Origin of the sequence: Streptomyces sp. NPDC058758 (genome assembly GCF_042746075.1) — a bacterium.
In the GTDB taxonomy this organism is placed as follows: domain Bacteria; phylum Actinomycetota; class Actinomycetes; order Streptomycetales; family Streptomycetaceae; genus Streptomyces.
Genome location: NZ_JBHYPS010000004.1, coordinates 141,176 through 158,263, shown reverse-complemented (window position 1 = coordinate 158,263; position 17,088 = coordinate 141,176). Strand labels below are relative to the sequence as shown.

General features: G+C 74.1%; 16 protein-coding genes. 12 read left to right on the top strand and 4 right to left on the bottom strand.

The window, feature by feature from the left end; genetic code table 11:
• Nucleotides 1-5: 5 nt before the first annotated feature.
• Nucleotides 6-620, bottom strand: a complete 615-nt coding sequence (locus tag ACFW6A_RS07185; protein ID WP_351850662.1) for a MerR family transcriptional regulator — start codon at nt 618-620, stop codon at nt 6-8.
• Nucleotides 621-790: 170 nt separating this feature from the next.
• Here ACFW6A_RS07185 and ACFW6A_RS07180 point away from each other — a divergent pair, with 170 nt between their 5' ends.
• The 5 genes from ACFW6A_RS07180 to ACFW6A_RS07160 all read left to right on the top strand — a co-directional run bounded on the left by ACFW6A_RS07180 (nt 791) and on the right by ACFW6A_RS07160 (nt 5,072).
• A complete protein-coding gene (locus ACFW6A_RS07180) occupies nt 791-2,329 on the top strand; it encodes an NAD(P)/FAD-dependent oxidoreductase (RefSeq protein ID WP_351850622.1) in 1,539 nt (512 codons plus the stop codon).
• Complete coding sequence (locus tag ACFW6A_RS07175; protein WP_351850624.1) at nt 2,326-3,231, top strand: alpha/beta hydrolase; 906 nt, start codon at nt 2,326-2,328, stop codon at nt 3,229-3,231. Before ACFW6A_RS07180 ends, ACFW6A_RS07175 begins: the two co-directional genes overlap by 4 nt.
• Entirely contained in the window at nt 3,228-4,109 is an 882-nt protein-coding gene (locus tag ACFW6A_RS07170) for an SDR family oxidoreductase (RefSeq protein ID WP_351850626.1), read from the top strand. Before ACFW6A_RS07175 ends, ACFW6A_RS07170 begins: the two co-directional genes overlap by 4 nt.
• A gap of 121 nt (nt 4,110-4,230) precedes the next feature.
• A complete protein-coding gene (locus ACFW6A_RS07165) occupies nt 4,231-4,428 on the top strand; it encodes a hypothetical protein (RefSeq protein ID WP_200425745.1) in 198 nt (65 codons plus the stop codon).
• A gap of 113 nt (nt 4,429-4,541) precedes the next feature.
• Nucleotides 4,542-5,072, top strand: a complete 531-nt coding sequence (locus ACFW6A_RS07160) for a GNAT family N-acetyltransferase (protein ID WP_351850628.1) — start codon at nt 4,542-4,544, stop codon at nt 5,070-5,072.
• Here ACFW6A_RS07160 and ACFW6A_RS07155 read toward each other — a convergent pair.
• Nucleotides 5,015-8,320 carry a S41 family peptidase gene (locus tag ACFW6A_RS07155; RefSeq protein ID WP_351850630.1) on the bottom strand — a complete coding sequence of 1,102 codons (3,306 nt, stop codon included), beginning with the start codon at nt 8,318-8,320 and terminating at the stop codon, nt 5,015-5,017. The two genes, ACFW6A_RS07160 and ACFW6A_RS07155, sit on opposite strands and share 58 nt — an antisense overlap.
• A gap of 169 nt (nt 8,321-8,489) precedes the next feature.
• Here ACFW6A_RS07155 and ACFW6A_RS07150 point away from each other — a divergent pair, with 169 nt between their 5' ends.
• A complete protein-coding gene (locus tag ACFW6A_RS07150) occupies nt 8,490-9,062 on the top strand; it encodes a TetR/AcrR family transcriptional regulator (RefSeq protein WP_351850632.1) in 573 nt (190 codons plus the stop codon).
• A 102-nt stretch (nt 9,063-9,164) separates the two neighbouring features.
• Complete coding sequence (locus ACFW6A_RS07145) at nt 9,165-11,345, top strand: MMPL family transporter (protein ID WP_351850634.1); 2,181 nt, start codon at nt 9,165-9,167, stop codon at nt 11,343-11,345.
• Nucleotides 11,346-11,441: 96 nt separating this feature from the next.
• On the opposite strand, the gene ACFW6A_RS07140 is transcribed toward ACFW6A_RS07145, so the two are convergent.
• On the bottom strand, nt 11,442-11,789 hold the full coding sequence (locus ACFW6A_RS07140; RefSeq protein ID WP_351850636.1) for an SsgA family sporulation/cell division regulator: 348 nt from the start codon (nt 11,787-11,789) through the stop codon (nt 11,442-11,444).
• Between the two features lie 158 nt (nt 11,790-11,947).
• Between ACFW6A_RS07140 and ACFW6A_RS07135 the strand changes: the two genes are divergently transcribed.
• From ACFW6A_RS07135 to ACFW6A_RS07115, 5 genes are read left to right on the top strand one after another with little or no spacing between them, the layout of a single operon-like run.
• On the top strand, nt 11,948-13,024 hold the full coding sequence (locus tag ACFW6A_RS07135; RefSeq protein WP_351850638.1) for an energy-coupling factor ABC transporter permease: 1,077 nt from the start codon (nt 11,948-11,950) through the stop codon (nt 13,022-13,024).
• Nucleotide 13,025: 1 nt separating this feature from the next.
• Complete coding sequence (gene cbiQ, locus ACFW6A_RS07130; RefSeq protein WP_351850640.1) at nt 13,026-13,787, top strand: cobalt ECF transporter T component CbiQ; 762 nt, start codon at nt 13,026-13,028, stop codon at nt 13,785-13,787.
• A gap of 5 nt (nt 13,788-13,792) precedes the next feature.
• Nucleotides 13,793-14,536 (top strand): ABC transporter ATP-binding protein, encoded by a 744-nt coding sequence (locus tag ACFW6A_RS07125; protein WP_351850641.1) that lies wholly within the window; start codon nt 13,793-13,795, stop codon nt 14,534-14,536.
• Nucleotides 14,537-14,579: 43 nt separating this feature from the next.
• Nucleotides 14,580-15,746, top strand: coding sequence for a serine hydrolase domain-containing protein (locus tag ACFW6A_RS07120; protein ID WP_351850664.1), 1,167 nt, complete (start codon nt 14,580-14,582; stop codon nt 15,744-15,746).
• Nucleotides 15,747-15,754: 8 nt separating this feature from the next.
• The gene (locus ACFW6A_RS07115) at nt 15,755-16,492 is read left to right on the top strand and encodes an SDR family NAD(P)-dependent oxidoreductase (RefSeq protein ID WP_386639213.1); all 738 of its coding nucleotides are present in this window, start codon (nt 15,755-15,757) and stop codon (nt 16,490-16,492) included.
• Nucleotides 16,493-16,539: 47 nt separating this feature from the next.
• On the opposite strand, the gene ACFW6A_RS07110 is transcribed toward ACFW6A_RS07115, so the two are convergent.
• Nucleotides 16,540-17,046 (bottom strand): YbaK/EbsC family protein, encoded by a 507-nt coding sequence (locus ACFW6A_RS07110; protein WP_351850645.1) that lies wholly within the window; start codon nt 17,044-17,046, stop codon nt 16,540-16,542.
• Between the last annotated feature and the right edge of the window lie 42 nt (nt 17,047-17,088).

Here is a 17,088-nt window from a genome sequence, read left to right as displayed (position 1 = left end):
CGGGCTCAGCCGCGCAGGCGGCGGTCGAGGGCCAGGGAGAGTTCCGCCTCGACGACGTGCTTGGCGAGGGGGCGGAGGCGGTCCAGGTCGCCGTCCTTGACGTGGGGGCCCAGGGCCTCGGCGAAGAGGGCGGCGAGGGCTTCGGCGTGTTCGCGGACGCGGGCGCCGGCCCTGAGGACCTCGGCGAGGGGGACGCCCTCGCGGACCAGGGCGGCGGAGACGTCGAGCAGGCGGCGGCTGACGTGGACGATCTCCTCGCCGTCGGTCGCCAGGTAGCCGAGGTCGAGGGCCGCCGCGAGGTTCTCCGGGGTGACCTCGCCGTCGAAGTGGTCGGCCAGTTCCTCGGGGGTGAGGCGGACGGGCTCCTCCTCGGTGGGGGTGCCGAGTTCGAGGACCTCGCCGACGTCCCGGCCGGATTCGAAGGCGGTCGTCAGGTCGGCGATGCCGGTCAGGGTGTGGCCGCGTTCGAGCAGGGCGGCGATGGTGCGCAGCCGGGCCAGGTGCCGCTCGTCGTACCAGGCGATGCGGCCCTCGCGGCGGGGCGGCGGGATCAGGCCGCGCTCGCGGTAGAAGCGGAGCGTGCGGACGGTGATGCCGGCCTCCTCGGCCAGTTCTGCCATCCGGTACTCGCGGGGCGGGTTCCCTGATCGTTCTGCCACACTCGCCAGCCTATGTTGTACCGCCGGTAACTTTCCCTCGTCCGACCCCTACCGCTCGGTATGGAGCTGCTCTACAGTCCGACTGTGCCAGTGATTGCTGGCGGAATTGGGCCGGGCGCACGGGAGGCGGCATGGCGAAGCACGAGCACGTTCGGGTGGCGGTGATCGGATCGGGGTTCGGAGGTCTCGGGGCCGCCGTCCGGCTGCGCCGCGAGGGGATCACCGACTTCGTCGTCCTGGAGCGGGCCGACTCCGTCGGCGGGACCTGGCGGGACAACAGCTACCCCGGGTGCGCCTGCGACGTGCCCTCGCACCTGTACTCCTTCTCCTTCGCGCCCAACCCCGACTGGCCCCGGACCTTCTCCGGCCAGCGGCACATCCGGGCCTACCTGGAGCACGTCACCGACACCTTCGGACTCCGGCCGCACCTGCGGCTGAACCACGAGGTGGAACGGATGGAGTGGGACGCCGACGAGCTGCGCTGGCGGATCGAGACCAGCTCCGGCTCCTTCAGCGCCGACGTCGTCGTCTCCGCCACCGGCCCGCTCTCCGACCCCAAGATCCCCGACGTCCCGGGGCTCGACGGCTTCACCGGCAAGGTCTTCCACTCGGCCCGCTGGGACCACGACTACGACCTCCGCGGCAAGCGCGTCGCCATGATCGGCACCGGCGCCTCCGCCATCCAGATCGTCCCCGCCATCCAGCCCGACGTCGCGAAGCTGACCCTCTTCCAGCGCACGCCCCCCTGGGTGATGCCCCGCATGGACCGGGCCATCAGCGGCCCCGAGCGCTGGCTGCACCGCAAGCTGCCCGTCACCGCCACCCTGCGCCGCGGCATCCTGTGGGGCATCCGGGAGCTCCAGGTCGGCGCCTTCACCAAGCACCCGGGCGAGCTGGGCCTGGTCGAGAAGCTGGCCAAGGCCAACATCGCCAAGTCCATCAAGGACCCGGCGCTGCGGGCCAAGCTGACCCCCTCGTACCGCATCGGCTGCAAGCGGATCCTGCTCTCCAACGCCTACTACCCGGCCCTCGCCCGGCCCAACGTCGACGTCGTCGCCGGCGGCCTCAAGGAGGTCCGCGGCAACGTCGTCGTCGGCTCCGACGGCAGCGAGACCGAGGTCGACGCGATCGTCTTCGGCACCGGCTTCCACGTCACCGACATGCCGGTCGCCGACCTCGTCTTCGGCGCCGACGGCCGCTCGCTCGCCGAGCACTGGAAGGACGGCGTCCAGTCGCTGCGCGGCGCCACCGTCGACGGCTTCCCCAACTGGATGACGATCATCGGGCCCAACACCGGCCTCGGGAACTCCTCCATGATCCTCATGATCGAGTCCCAGCTGAACTACATGGCCGACTACCTCCGCCAGCTGAACGTGCTGGGCGGCCGGGCCGCGCTCGCCGCCCGCCCCTCCGCCGTGAACGCCTGGAACCGCAAGGTCCAGAACCGCATGGAGCGGACCGTCTGGAAGGCCGGCGGCTGCGACAGCTGGTACCTCGACGCCAACGGCCGCAACACCACCCTGTGGCCCGGCACCACCGGCGAGTTCCGCCGCGAGACCCGGCAGGTCGACCTCTCCGAGTACGAGGTGCTCCGCGCCCCCGAGCCCGTCAGGGCCACCCCCGAGCCGGCCGCCCGCCGCGCCGCCCGCAAGAAGGAGGCCGCCTCGTGATCCGGCTCCCCGAACCCCGCGTGCTCACCGTCCGCTCCGCCGACGGCGCCGCCCTGCACGCCGAGGCGTACGGCCCCGAGGGCGCGCCCGCCGTCGTCCTCGCCCACGGCTGGACCTGCTCCATATCCTTCTGGGCCGAGCAGATCCGCGCCCTGGCCGCCGACCACCGGGTGATCGCCTACGACCAGCGCGGCCACGGCCGCTCCCCGGTCCCCGCCCCCGGCGGCTACTCGACCACCGCGCTCGCCGACGACCTGGAGGCGGTGCTCGCCGCCACCCTCGGCCCCGGCGAGCGGGCCGTCGTCGCCGGCCACTCCATGGGCGGCATGACGATCATGGCCGCGGCCGGCCGCCCCGGCTTCCGCGACCACGTCGCCGCCGTCCTGCTCTGCTCGACCGGACCGTCCCGGCTGACCTCCGAGGCGACCGTGGTGCCGCTCGGCCCCGGCGGGCTGCGGACCCGGCTGACCGGCGCCGTCCTCGGCTCGAAGGCGCCGCTGGGCCCGGTCAACGGCATCTCGAAGAAGGTCCTCAAGTACGCGACGATGGGACCGGGCTCGGCGCCCGACCGGGTCGAGGCCTGCGCCCGGATCGTGCACGCCTGCCCGCGCCCCTCCCGGTACGGCTGGTCGCAGGTGCTGGCCGGCCTCGACCTGGAGGCGGCCGTGCGGGAGCTGCGGGTGCCGGCCGCCGTGCTCGTCGGCACCGCCGACCGGCTCACCCCGCCGGTCCACTCCCGGGCCATGGCCGAGGCGCTGCCGCACTGCACCGGCCTGACCGAACTGGCCGGCATGGGCCACATGACGCCGGTCGAGGCCCCGGAGGCCGTCACCGCGCAGATCCGCGAACTGACGCTCACGTACCTCGGAGCGCACCCGACCGGCAAGGAGGCAGGAGCATGAGCAGGGTCAGTCTGGAAGGGCAGGTGGCGGTCGTCACCGGCGGCGCCCGCGGCGTGGGCGAGCTGCTCGCCCGCAAGCTCTCGGCGCGCGGCGCGAGGATCGCCCTCGTCGGCCTGGAGCCGGAGCTCCTCAAGGAGGTCGCCGGCCGGCTGCACACCGAGGCCGACTGGTGGGAGGCGGACGTCACCGACCACGAGGCGATGGCCCGGGTGGCCGCCGAGGTCAAGGAGCGGTTCGGCAAGGTCGACATCGTCGTCGCCAACGCGGGCGTCGCGGCGGGCGGCCCGTTCGTCGACTCCGACCCGGTCGCGTGGCGCCGGGTGATCGAGGTCAACCTGATCGGCGGGGCGGTCACCGGCCGCGCCTTCCTTCCGGTCCTCATGGAGTCCCGGGGGTACTTCCTCCAGATCGCCTCGCTCGCCGCGATCACCCCGGCCCCGATGATGACGGCGTACTGCGCCTCCAAGTCGGGCGTCGAGGCCTTCGCGCACAGCCTGCGCGCCGAGGTGGCGTACAAGGGCGTGAAGGTCGGCGTCGGCTACCTCTCGTGGACCGACACCGACATGGTGCGGGGCGCGGACCAGGACGACGTGATGAAGGAGCTGCGGCAGCGGCTGCCGTGGCCGTCGAACCGCACCTACCCGCTCGGCCCGGCCGTCGACCGGATCGTCGCGGGCATCGAGCGCCGCTCGGCCCACGTGTACGCACAGTGGTGGCTGCGCGGGATGCAGTCGATCCGCGGTTATCTGCCGGGCGTCATCGCCACCGTCGGGCAGCGCGAGATGAAGCGCTTCGAGCCCCGGCTGGCCTCGGTCTCCAAGGGCCTGGTGGGCGCGGGCGGCGCGGCGGACGAGCAGGCGCGGACGGAGAGGGCGTGAGCGCGTCCGCCACGGACAGTAACTGATCGACATGCGTGGAGTGTTCGCTCGTGCAAGGCTGGTCGAGGCCCGGGGGCAAGCCGCCCCCGCACCCCTCACACCCGTCTAGGAGTGAACCTTCATGGGCATCAAGGACCAGTTCCAGGACAAGGCGCAGGAGCTCCAGGAGCGCGCCAAGGACGCCATGGGCAAGGGCAAGGACGCCAACGCCAAGGACGAGGCGTCCCAGCGCGCTTCCCAGGGCCGCGACAGCGCCCAGGACGCGAAGGAGCGCGCGGAGCGCGAGCTGCGCGAGCGCACCGGTCGCGACGGCGCCTGAAGCCCGTCCTGCCACGGAAGGCGCACCCGGGACGCCGGGTGCGCCTTCCGCGCGTGCGCGGGCCGTGGCGTAACTCACGCGCGCGGGCGCGAGGATCTTCGTACGCTCACCGCATGTCCGTCGCACTCGAACGCATACGTTCCGACCACGCCCCGGCCCTCCTCGCCTTCGAGGCCGGGAACCGGGCCTTCTTCGCCGGCCGCGTGCCCGACCGGGGGGACGCCTACTTCGCCGAGTTCGACGCCCGGCACCGGGAGCTGGTCGAGGCCCAGGAGGCGGGGGAGCTCCACTTCCACGTGCTCGTCACCGGGGACGGCGAGATCCTGGGCCGGATCAACCTGAACCACGTGGACCCGGAGGCGGGCACCGCCGAACTCGGCTACCGGCTCGCCGAGAAGGCGACCGGCCGGGGCCTCGCCACCTTCGGGGTGCGCGAGGTGATCCGGCGGGCGGCCGGGGAGTACGGGCTCCGCCGGCTGACGGCCGTCGTGTCCCACGGCAACGACGCCTCCCGGGCGGTCCTGGCCCGCACCGGTTTCGGCGCCGTGGGCGCCGTGACGCTGGAGGACGGCGAACTCGGCACCGCCTACGAGCTGGACCTCGGCGGCAGCTCGGGCCGGGAGCGGTCCGGCACGGAGTCGTAGCCGGGCGGGCTCGCCGCGGGCTCGGCCTCCAGCAGGGCGAGGGCCCGGTGGACGGCGTCGTCGAGCTGGGCGTGCCGCCCCTCGGCCCAGTCGAGGGGGGTGCGCAGCACGGCGAGGTCGGGTTCGACGCCGTGGTTCTCCACGGACCAGCCCCACTCGGTGAACCAGGCCGCGTTCATCGGCACGGTGATCAGGGTGCCGTCGCCGAGCTTGTGGCGGCCGGTCATGCCGACCACCCCGCCCCAGGTGCGCTGGCCCACGACGGGGCCGAGGCCGAGGAGCTTGAAGGCGGCGGTGATCATGTCGCCGTCGGAGGAGGTGGCCTCGTCGGCGAGGGCGACGACGGGGCCGCGCGGGGCGTTGGAGGCGTAGCTGACGGGCTGGGCGCCCCGGGTGAGGTCCCAGCCGATGATCCTCCGGGTGAGGGTCTCCACGACGAGTTCGCTGATGTGCCCGCCGGCGTTGCCGCGCACGTCGACGATGAGGGCGGGCCGGGAGACCTCCATCCGCAGGTCGCGGTTGAACTGCGCCCAGCCGGAGCCGCCCATGTCGGGGATGTGGAGGTAGCCGCAGCGGCCGCCGCTCAGTTCGCGGACGACGGCCCGGCGCTTGGCGACCCAGTCCTGGTAGCGGAGGGGGCGTTCGTCGATCAGGGGGACGACGGCGACCCGGCGGGAGCGGCCCTCGCCGCCGGCCGGGGTGAAGGTGAGTTCGACGGTGGTGCCGCCGGTGCCGGCGAGCAGCGGGTAGGGGCCGGCGACGGGGTCGACGGGCCGGCCGTCGACGTGGGTGAGGACGGCGCCCTCGCGGATGCCGGTGCCGGCGAGCGGGGAGCGGGCCTTGGAGTCGGAGGACTCGCCGGGCAGGATCCGCTTCACCACCCAGCCGCCGTCCCGGCAGACGAGGTTGGCGCCGAGGAGGCCCTGGGGGCGCTGGTAGTGCGGGGGGCCCTCGTTGCGCCGGGCGGGGGTGACGTAGGCGTGGGAGGTGCCGAGTTCGCCCATGACCTCGCGGAGCAGGTCGGCGAACTCGTCGGGGGAGGCGACCCGTTCGAGGAGCGGCCGGTACTGGTCGAGGACGGCGTCCCAGTCGACGCCGCCCATGCCGGGCTCCCAGAAGTAGGCGCGGACGATCCGGCCGGCCTCGGCGTAGGACTGGCGCCACTCGGCGCCGGGGTCGACGTCGTGGAGGATGCGGCGCAGGTCGAGGTAGACGGTGGAGTCGTTGTCGCCGGGTTCGGTGGCGGGCACGGCCCGCAGTTCGCCCTCGTCGAAGACGACGAGCCGGGTGCCGTCGCCGCTGACGGCGAACCAGTCGAGGTCGCGGGCGAGTTCGGTGCGGCGGGCCTTGACGACGGAGAAGTGCTCCAGGGTGGGGCGGCCGGAGGTGTCGGCGGGGTTGGCGAAGGTCTCGCCGAGGGCGCCGGAGATGGGCCAGCGCAGCCAGACGAGCCCGCCGCCGGTGACGGGGGCGAGCGCCGAGTACTTGGAGGCGGCGACCGGGAAGGGGGTGACCCGGTCGGGCAGGCCCTCGATCTCCACGGTGACCGTGCCGTCGCCGCTGTCGGCGCCGTCGTCGGCCGGGTCCATGCCGCCGGCCGCCGGCCGCCCGTCGGGCAGCAGCGCGAAGGGGGAGGGGGTCGCGGAGGAGAGCGGGACCAGGTAGGGGCGGCAGCCGAGCGGGAACGACAGGTCGCCGGTGTGGACGTCGTACACCGGGTCGAAGCCGCGCCAGGAGAGGAAGGCGAGGTAGCGGCCGTCGCTGGTGAAGACCGGGTTCTCGTCCTCGAAGCGGCCGTTGGTGACGTCGATGACCGTGCGCGGGCCGGGGCCGGAGATGCGGACCAGCTTGATGGAGCGCAGGGAGCGGCCGATGCCGGGGTGGGACCAGGTGAGCCAGGCGCCGTCGGGGGAGAAGGCGAGGTCGCGGACGGGGCCGTTGACGGAGCGGATCAGTTCGGTGACCTCGCCGTTGGAATCCTCCGTGGCGTCGACGAGGAGGAGGCGGCCGTCGTTCGAGGCGATGGCGAGGCGTTCGCCGTCGGGGTCGGCGACGAGTTCCTCGACCCGGCCGAGCTCCCCGGCGGCGAGCCGGCGCGGCGGCCGGTCGCCGCTGGCCCGGGGGAGGTAGGCGATCTCGACGGCGTCCTCGCCCTCGGCGTCGGTGACGTAGGCGATCTGGCCGCCGCTGCCGAGCATCTCGGGGAGCCGCACGCGGACGCCGGGGGTGTCGGTGATGGCGCGGGCGGGCCCGTCCCGGTGGGTGAGCCAGTACAGGCTGCCGCGCACGCCGACGGCGCTGGCCCGGCCGGTCTCGTCGACGGAGAGCGCGTCGACGTGCTGGGCGGCGGGCACCTGGTACGGCCGCCGGCCGGCCCGCTGCCCGCCGAGCCGCACCTCCAGGCGGCGCGGTGTGCCGCCGGCGCTCAGGTCCTCGGCGATCCACAGCTCGCCGGCGCACTGGTAGACGATCCGGCGCCCGTCGGAGGAGGCGTGCCGGGCGTAGAAGTCGGCGTGGTCGGTGTGGCGGCGCAGGCCCGTGCCGTCGGGGCGGCAGGAGTAGAGGTTGCCGATGCCCTCGTGGTCGGAGAGGAAGGCGATCCGGTACCCCTCCTCGCCGGGCGGGGCGGCGACGAACATGGGGTCGGCGAGGTGGCCGCCGAGGTCCGGCAGGAGCCGCTGGCCGTGGAGCCAGAGGCGTCCGGTGGCGCCGCCCCGGTAGCGCTTCCAGGCGGCCGGCTCGTGCGGCGGGGTGCCGGTGAGCAGGAGGGTGCGGCGCTCGCCGTCGACGTCCCGGACGGCGATGTCGCAGACCGGTCCCCAGGGCATCTTGCTGCCGGGGGAGCCGTCGGTGGCGACCGTGTAGGCCCAGGAGAAGTACGAGAAGGGCTGGCCGTGCGAGGAGACGGCGAGGATGTCGGAGCGCCCGTCCTCGCCGGGCGGCGACCAGCCGCAGACGCGGGTGTCGGCGGAGCCCCAGTGGGTGAGCTGCCGGGCGTGGCCGCCGTCGACCGGCACGAGGTGGATCTCGGGGTCGAGGCTGCGCCAGTTCGTGTAGGCGATGTGGCGCCCGTCGGGGGAGAAGCGGGGGTGTCCGGCCCGGGTGCGGTCGACGGTGAGCCGCCAGGCGCGGCCGGGACTGCGCCCCTCGGGGGCGAGCGGGGCGACCCAGAGGTCGTCCTCGGCCGTGAAGCACAGCAGGTCGTCGTGGAGGTGCGGGAAGCGGAGGTAGGCCACGTCGTCACTCACCCGTTCATGCTTTCCGCGCGGAGGGGGTGCGGCAACCCGTACGGGAGGATCCGCGGGCGGGGCGTGTGGCCCAGGACACGTACGAAACGGTTTCGTTTCGCTGGAAGCCGGGGTACCTTCGTACCGTACGAAGAGTACGAAACCGTTTCGTTCGGTCCGGAGGTACGGCATGGCCCGCAGCAGACTCACTCCCGAGCGGGAGTCCGAGTTGTACGCGGCCGTGCTCGACCTCCTCCGCGAGGTCGGCTACGACGCCCTCACCATGGACGCCGTCGCCGCCCGCACCCACTCCAGCAAGGCCACCCTCTACCGCCAGTGGGGGAGCAAGCCGGAGCTGGTCGCCCGGGCCCTGCGCTCCAACAAGCCGGTCAACATCACCGAGATCGACACCGGCTCGCTGCGCGGCGACTTCCAGGCCCTCATGGAGCTGACCGACGACTGCCAGATGGAGAAGGACACCGCGCTGATGCGGGGTCTGGCCCATGCCGTCCACGACAACCCGGACCTGCACCGGGCCCTGCGCGAGCTGCTCATCGAACCCGAGCTGAACAGCTTCGACGAGGTCCTCGCCCGTGCGGTCCGGCGCGGCGAGATCGCCCCGGACAACCCGGCGCTCAAGCTCGTCCCGCACATGCTGATCGGGGCGTTCGTCGCCCGCCCGCTGGTCGACGACCAGCCGGTCGACCACGCCTTCCTCAGCGCCTACGTCGACGCCGTCGTGCTCCCCTCACTCGGCGTCTGACCCGCACCACCGTTCGTCCCCGCTCCACCTGACTGCGCACCGCTCACGCCGTCGGGCCGGCTCCCCATGCCCTGTCCCGCCCCACAATGGGAGTACGCACCCGTGGCCACCTTCCTGTACAAGCTGGGCCGCACCGCCTTCCGGCGCCGACGGCTCGTCGCCCTCCTCTGGGTGGCGCTCCTCGCGCTCGCCGGAGTCGGCGCCGCCACCGCGCCCGCCGCGACCTCCAGCTCCTTCTCCATCCCCGGCACCGAGGCCCAGCGCGCCTTCGACCTGCTCGAAGAGCGCTTCCCCGGAGCCGGCGCCGACGGCGCCACCGCCCGGGTGGTCTTCAAGGCCCCCGACGGCGGCACGATGAACGACCCGGCCTCCAAGGCCGTCGTCGAGGAGACCGTCGCCGCGCTGAGGTCCGGCTCGGACCAGATCGTCTCCGTCACCGACCCCTACACGGCCCAGGCCGTCTCCCGGGACGGCTCCACCGCCTACGTCTCCGTCGCCTACAAGGTGAACGGGATGGAGCTGACCGACGAGACCCGTGAGGCCCTCCAGCAGGCCGGACGCGCGGCCCAGGGCAAGGGCCTGACCGTCGAGCTCGGCGGCGACGCCCTCCAGACCATGCCCGAGACCGGCGCCGGCGAGATCGTCGGCGTGGTCATCGCCGGCATCGTCCTCGTCGTCACCTTCGGCTCGCTCGTCGCGGCCGGACTGCCGCTGCTCACCGCGATCATCGGCGTCGGCATCGGCGTCTCCACGATCACCGCGCTCGCGAACGTCCTGGACCTCGGCTCCACCACCTCCACCCTCGCGATGATGATCGGCCTCGCCGTCGGCATCGACTACGCCCTCTTCATCGTCTCCCGCTACCGCGCCGAACTGGCCGACGGGCGGGACAAGGAGGAGGCCGCCGGCCGCGCCACCGGCACCGCCGGCTCGGCCGTCGTCTTCGCCGGACTCACCGTCGTCATCGCCCTCGTCGGCCTCGCCGTCGTCAACATCCCGATGCTGACGAAGATGGGCTTCGCCGCCGCCGGCACCGTCGTCATCGCCGTCCTGATCGCCCTCACCCTGATCCCGGCCCTGCTCGGCTTCGCCGGCGACAAGGTGATCGGCCGCAAGCAGCGCAAGGGCGCCGGAAACCCCGGGAGCACCGAGGAGGCCGGGAAGGCCGCGAAGCCGAACGCCGGCACCCGCTGGGCCCGCTTCGTCATCCGCCGCCCCGTCCTCGTCCTGCTCGCCGGCGTCCTCGGCCTCGGCGCCGTCGCGATCCCGGCCGCCTCGCTGGAGATGGGCCTGCCCGACGACGGCGTGAAGCCGGTCTCCGCGACCGAGCGCCGCGCCTACGACCTGCTCTCCGACGGCTTCGGCCCCGGCTTCAACGGCCCGCTGCTCGTCGTCGTCGACGGCGACAAGGCCACCGCCGACAAGACGGTCGCCACCATCAAGGGCCTCGACGGCATCGCCGCCGTCACCCCGGCCACGCCCAACAAGGCCGGCGACGCCGCCATGATCACGGTGATCCCGAAGGACCGCCCGTCCTCCGGCGCCACCGAGACCCTGGTCCACGACATCCGCGGCGCCACCGGCGACGACGTCCTCGTCACCGGCGCCACCGCGATGAACATCGACTTCTCGCAGAAGATGAACGACGCCCTGGTGCCCTACCTGGCCCTCGTCGTCGGCCTCGCCTTCGTCCTGCTGACCGTGGTCTTCCGCTCGGTCCTGGTGCCGCTCAAGGCCGCCCTCGGCTTCCTGCTCTCGGTGGTCGCCGCCCTCGGCGCCGTCGTCGCGGTCTTCCAGTGGGGCTGGCTGGGCAGCCTGTTCGGCGTCGAGCAGACCGGCCCGATCATGTCGATGATGCCGATCTTCATGGTGGGCGTCGTCTTCGGCCTCGCCATGGACTACGAGGTCTTCCTCGTCACCCGGATGCGCGAGGCGTACGTCCACGGCGAGCGGCCCGGCGAGGCGATCGTGACCGGCTTCCGGCACAGCGCCCGGGTGGTCACCGCCGCCGCGGTGATCATGATCGCGGTCTTCTCCGGCTTCATCGGGATGACCGACCAGATGATCAAGATGATCGGCTTCGGCCTCGCCGTCGCCGTCCTCTTCGACGCCTTCGTCGTCCGCATGGCGATCGTCCCCGCCGTCCTCGCGCTCCTCGGCCACAAGGCCTGGTGGCTGCCGAAGTGGCTGGACCGGGCGCTGCCCAACGTGGACGTGGAGGGCGAGGGGCTGGCGGCCCGGGACGCCGGAGCGGACCGGAAGCCGGACCTCGTGAAGGCGTGACGCCCCCGTAGACCCCGGGGCGGCCCCTGAGCGGGGGGCGCGCCCCGGACCGCGCCGGGACCTGTGGGGACGGGGAGCCGACGCGGCCGTACGCCGTCAGCGTGTCGTGAGCGACGACGCGCCGGCGGCGTACGTGTGCTCCAGGAACCGCGTCAGGGCGGCGCAGTCGAACTGGACGACGGAGACCGCGCCCTCGCCGTGGAACTCGACCACCGTCTGCGCCCGCCCGCACGGCCACACCGCGATGTCGCCGCGGTGCGCGGGCTCCCGCAGCCCGTCCTCCAGGAGGGCGCGGGGGAAGGACCACTCCACGCCGCCGGGGAGGACGAAGCGGACGGTCGCGGGGGAGAAGCCGGGGTCGTAGCGGAGGGCGACGGGGACGGCCCGGGCGACCGGCGCGTCGCTGATCAGGCGGCCTCGGGCGTGGTCCTCGACGGCGCGCATCACAGGGCTCCTCAGCGATAGCGAGTGGATTTGCTCCTTGATGTCGGATTCTTCCCCGCAGGAGCCGGGCTCACTCCCGACGTGTCCGGCCTCACATCGCCATCTTGTGATCCGGGCGCTCTTGCAAGTCTTTTGCAGCTGCGCTCATCATTCGGTACGTGCACGTACCCGACGGATTCATCAACGCCCCCGTGTCGGCCGCCGCCGGCGTCGTCGCCGCGGCCGCGGTCGCCGCGAGCCTGCGCGGCGCCCGCAGGGAACTGGGGGGCGACGCCCCGGCCGACGGCCTCGGAGGAGAGCGGGTCGCCCCGCTCGCGGGCCTGGTCGCGGCCTTCGTCTTCGCCGTCCAGATGCTCAACTTCCCGGTCGCCGCCGGCACCAGCGGCCACCTCCTCGGCGGCGCGCTCGCCGCGATCCTCGTCGGACCCTGGACCGGCGTGCTGTGCATCGCCGTCGTCCTCCTCATGCAGGGCGTCCTCTTCGCCGACGGCGGTCTCACCGCCCTCGGCGTCAACATCACCGTCATGGGCGTGGTGACCGTCGTCACCGCCTACGCCGTCTTCCGCGGCCTGCGGCTCGTGCTGCCCCGCACCCGGGGCGGCGTCACCGCCGCGACCTTCGTCGCCGCGCTCGTCTCCGTACCGGCCTCGGCCGCCGCCTTCACCCTGATCTACGCGATCGGCGGCACCACGGACGTGCCCATCGGCAAGGTCCTCACCGCGATGCTCGGCGTCCACGTCCTCATCGGCGTCGGCGAGGCCGTCATCACCGCCCTCACCGTCGGCGCCGTCCTCGCCGTCCGCCCCGACCTCGTCCACGGCGCCCGCGGCCTCACCGCCCCGCTGAAGCTCCGCGTCGACGGCGAACTGGTCGACGCCGCCCCGGCCGCCGCGCCGGCCCCGGCGCCCGCGGGCTCCCCGCGGAAGCTGTGGGCCGCCGGCGTCGCCACCGCCCTCCTCCTCGCCGGCGTCGTCTCCTTCTACGCCTCCGCCAGCCCCGACGGCCTGGAGAAGGTCGCCGCCGACCAGGGCATCGACGCCGAGGCCGACCAGTACGAGCACGCCACCGCCGACTCCCCGCTCGCCGACTACGGCGTCGAGGGCGTCGAGTCCGCCCGCCTCTCCGGCGGCCTCGCCGGCGTCATCGGCGTCGGCGCCACCCTGGCCGTCGGCACCGGCGCCTTCTGGGCGGTCCGCCGCCGCAGGCGCACGGCCGACACCGGCGCCCGGGTCTGACGTGGGAGCGGGGCACGCGCACCGGCTGTACCGGCGGGGGGACTCGCCGGTCCACGGCCTGCCCCCGCACACCAAACTCGTCGCCGTCCTCGGCTTCGTCCTGGTCGTCGTCACCACCCCCCGCGAGGCCGTCTGGGCCTTCGCGCTCTACGCGGCGCTGCTCGGCGCGGTCGCCGCGCTCGCCCGGATCCCGGCCGGCTTCCTGCTCCGCCGGCTCGCCATCGAGGTCCCCTTCGTCGCCTTCGCCCTGCTCATGCCCTTCGTGGTGCCCGGCGAGCAGACGACCTTCCTCGGCGTCTCCCTGAGCGTCCCCGGCCTCTGGGGCGCCTGGAACATCCTCGCCAAGGGCACCCTCGGCGTCGCCGCCTCCGTGCTCCTCGCCGCCACCACCGAGCTGCGCGCCCTGATCCTCGGCCTCCAGCGCCTCGGCCTGCCCTCGCCGCTCGTCCAGATCGCCTCCTTCATGATCCGCTACGGGGACGTCGTCACCGACGAGATGCGGCGGATGTCCGTCGCCCGCCGCTCCCGCGGCTTCGAGGCGTCCGGCGTCCGGCACTGGGGCGTCCTCGCCAAGTCCGCGGGCGCGCTCTTCATCCGCTCGTACGAGCGCGGCGAACGCGTCCACCTCGCCATGGTCAGCCGCGGCTACACCGGCACCATGCCCGTCCTCGACGAGCGCCCGGTCGCCCGCGCCCAGTGGGCGGCGGCCCTGGCGCTGCCCGTCGCCGCCCTCCCGATCTGCCTCCTCGCCCTCCTGGGATGACCACCATGACCGTTCCCTCGCTGGAAGTCTCCGGCCTCGCCTACGCCTACCCCGACGGCCACCAGGCCCTCTTCGGCGTGAACCTGACCATCGGGCGGGGCGAGCGGGTCGCCCTCCTCGGCCCCAACGGCGCGGGCAAGACCACCCTCGTCCTCCACCTCAACGGCATCCTCGCGGCCGGCGCGGGCGGCGTCACCGTCGCCGGGCTGCCCGTCGGCAAGAAGCACATGGCGGAGATCCGGCGGAAGGTCGGCATCGTCTTCCAGGACCCCGACGACCAGCTCTTCATGCCGACCGTCCGCGAGGACGTGGCCTTCGGCCCCGCCGCGGCCGGCCTGCGCGGCGCCGAACTCGACGCGGTCGTGGAGAAGGCCCTCGCCCGGGTCGGCATGGCGGAGTACGCCGACCGGCCCCCGCACCACCTCTCCTTCGGCCAGCGGCGCCGGGTCGCCGTCGCGACAGTCCTCGCCACCGAGCCGGAGATCCTCGTCCTCGACGAGCCGTCCTCCAACCTGGACCCGGCCTCCCGCCGCGAACTCGCCGACGTGCTGCGCGCGCTGGACGTCACCGTCCTCATGGTCACCCACGACCTGCCGTACGCCCTGGAGCTCTGCCCGCGCTCGCTCGTCCTCAGCGAGGGCGTGATCGCCGCCGACGGCCCGACCCGCGAGATCCTCTCCGACGAGGAGCTCATGGCCCGCCACCGCCTCGAACTGCCCTTCGGTTTCGTGCCGGGTTCCGTCGCCTGAGACGATGGGACCCGGTTCGTACGGAAGGACGGAAGTGGATCAGGTGGACGTCCAGGTCCAGGGCACGGTGGCACCCGGCTGGGAGCCGGTCCGGGACGCCTTCCTGCGCAACTTCGAGCAGCGCGGCGAGCGGGGCGCGGCCGTCGCCGTCCACCGCGACGGCGTGAAGGTCGTCGACCTGTGGGCGGGCACGCGGGACGCCGACGGCACCGCCCCCTGGACGGAGGGCACCGCCCAGGTCGTCCGCTCGGCCACCAAGGGCGTCGCCGCCGCCGTCCCGCTCCTCCTCCACCAGCGCGGCCGGATCGACCTGGACGCCCCGGTGGCCACGTACTGGCCCGAGTTCAAGGCCGCCGGCAAGGACCGCGTGACCGTACGGCAGCTCCTCGCCCACCAGGCGGGCGTCCCCGTCCTCGACCGCCCCCTCACCCTCGCCGAGGCCGTCGACCCGGAGACGTCCACCGCCGCGATCGCCGCCCAGGCCCCGGTCTGGGAGCCCGGCACCGCCCACGGCTACCACGCCCACACCTTCAGCTGGCTGCTCTCCGGCCTGGTCCACCGCGTCACCGGCCGCACGATCGGCCGCTGGGTCGCGGAGGAACTGGCCGCCCCCCTCGGCCTGGACCTGTGGATCGGCCTCCCGGCCTCCGAGGGCCACCGGGCCGGCCGCCTGGCCCCGGTCGACGCCCCCGAGGACACCGGCGCGCTCCGCCTGCGCCCCAAGCGCTCGGTCACGGAGGCGTGGGAGGACCCCCGTTCCCTCACCCGCCGCGCCTTCGAGGTCATCACCCCGAAGCCCGACGAGAACGACCCCGCCTACCGCGCCGCCGAACTCCCCGGCTCCGCCGGAGTCGCCACCGCCCGCGCCCTCTCCCGCTTCTACGCCGCCACCCTCGGCCCGCTGCCCGACGGCACCCCCCGCCTCTTCGCCCCCGCGACCCTCGCCCTGGCCCGCACCGAGGAGTCCGCCGGCACGGACCGCGTCCTCCTCGTCGGCACCCGCTTCGGCCTCGGCCACATGCTCCACGGCCCCGCCTCCCCGCTCCTCGGCCCCACCTCCTTCGGCCACCCCGGCCGCGGCGGCTCCCTCGCCTTCGCCGACCCGGAGTCCGGCACCGCCTTCGCCTACGTCACCAACGGCATGCGGAGGACCGTCACCTCCGACCCGCGCGCCCAGGCCCTGGTGAGGTCGGTCAAGTCCCTGCTCTGATGGGGCACATGAACCGCTTCGAAGGACAGACGGCCCTGATCACCGGCGCGGGCAGCGGCATCGGCGCGGCCACGGCCCGCCGCCTCGCCGCCGAAGGCGCGCACGTCCTCGTCACGGACGTCGACGAGGACGCCGCCCGCGAGGTGGCCGCCGCCCTCCCGCACGCGACCCCGCACCGCCTCGACATCACCGACCGCGAGGCGGCCGACCGGCTGATCGGCGGCCTCCCCGCCCTCCACGTGCTGGTCAACAACGCCTTCGTCCCCTTCGTCGACGATCCCGACGAGAACTGGCGCCGCCAGCTCGACGGCACCCTCCTGGGCGCCGTCCACTGCTCCCGGGCCGCCCTCCCGCACCTGACGGCCACCGGGGGCGCGATCGTCACCATCGGCTCCGTCAACGCGGAGACCGACTTCGGCGACCACGCCTACAGCGCGGCGAAGGCCGCCCTGGGCTCCTACACCCGCACCCTCGCCGGCGAGGCCGCCCCCCTCGGCGTCCGCGTCAACCAGATCAACCCGGGCACCGTCGCCACCCCCTCCTGGTCGGGCCGCGAGAAGGCCCTCGCGGCCCTCGCGGCCCGCGCCTACCCCCTGGGCCGCGTCGGCACCCCCGACGACATCGCCGCCGCCGTCGCCTTCCTCGCCTCAGCCGAAGCCGCCTGGATCACCGGCACCACCCTCCGCGTCGACGGCGGCCTACTGGCGGTGAACCGCCACTTCCGGGAGATCCTCGACGGCTCCTGACGGTCCGGCGCGGTTCGGGCGCGGCCCCGGTGCGGGTCAGGTGCGGTTCACGCCGTGCGCTCGCGCACGTCCACGAGGGTCGCGCCCGCGTGGGCGACCAGTTCCTTCGGGGGGAGGGCGAAGACGGAGTGCGGGGTGCCGGCCGCCGCCCACACCAGGGCGTGGCCGAGCAGGCCCTCGTCGGCCAGCACGCGGGTCCGGGTGAGGTGCCCGAAGGGCGGGACGCCCCCGATCGCGTACCCGGTCGTCTCCCGGACCACCCGCGCGTCCGCCCGGGTGACCTTCCCGGCGCCCAGCGCCTCCCGCACCCGCTCGACGTCCACCCGCGAGGCGCCGTCCATGAGGACCAGCACCGGCTCCCCGTCGGCCGCGAAGATCAGCGACTTCACGATCTCGGAGACCGCGCAGCCGATCGCGTCGGCGGCCTGCTGCGCGGTGCGGGTCTCGTCCGGGAAGCGCCGGACCTCGACGTCGAGCCCCAGCTCGGCGAGCGCGGCGGCGAACCGGGGGTGGGCGGCGGAGGAGGCGGTGGCGTCAGGGGCGTCGGTCGTCATGCCCCGCACCGTAGCGGTACGTGTACGAGGCACGCGACGCCT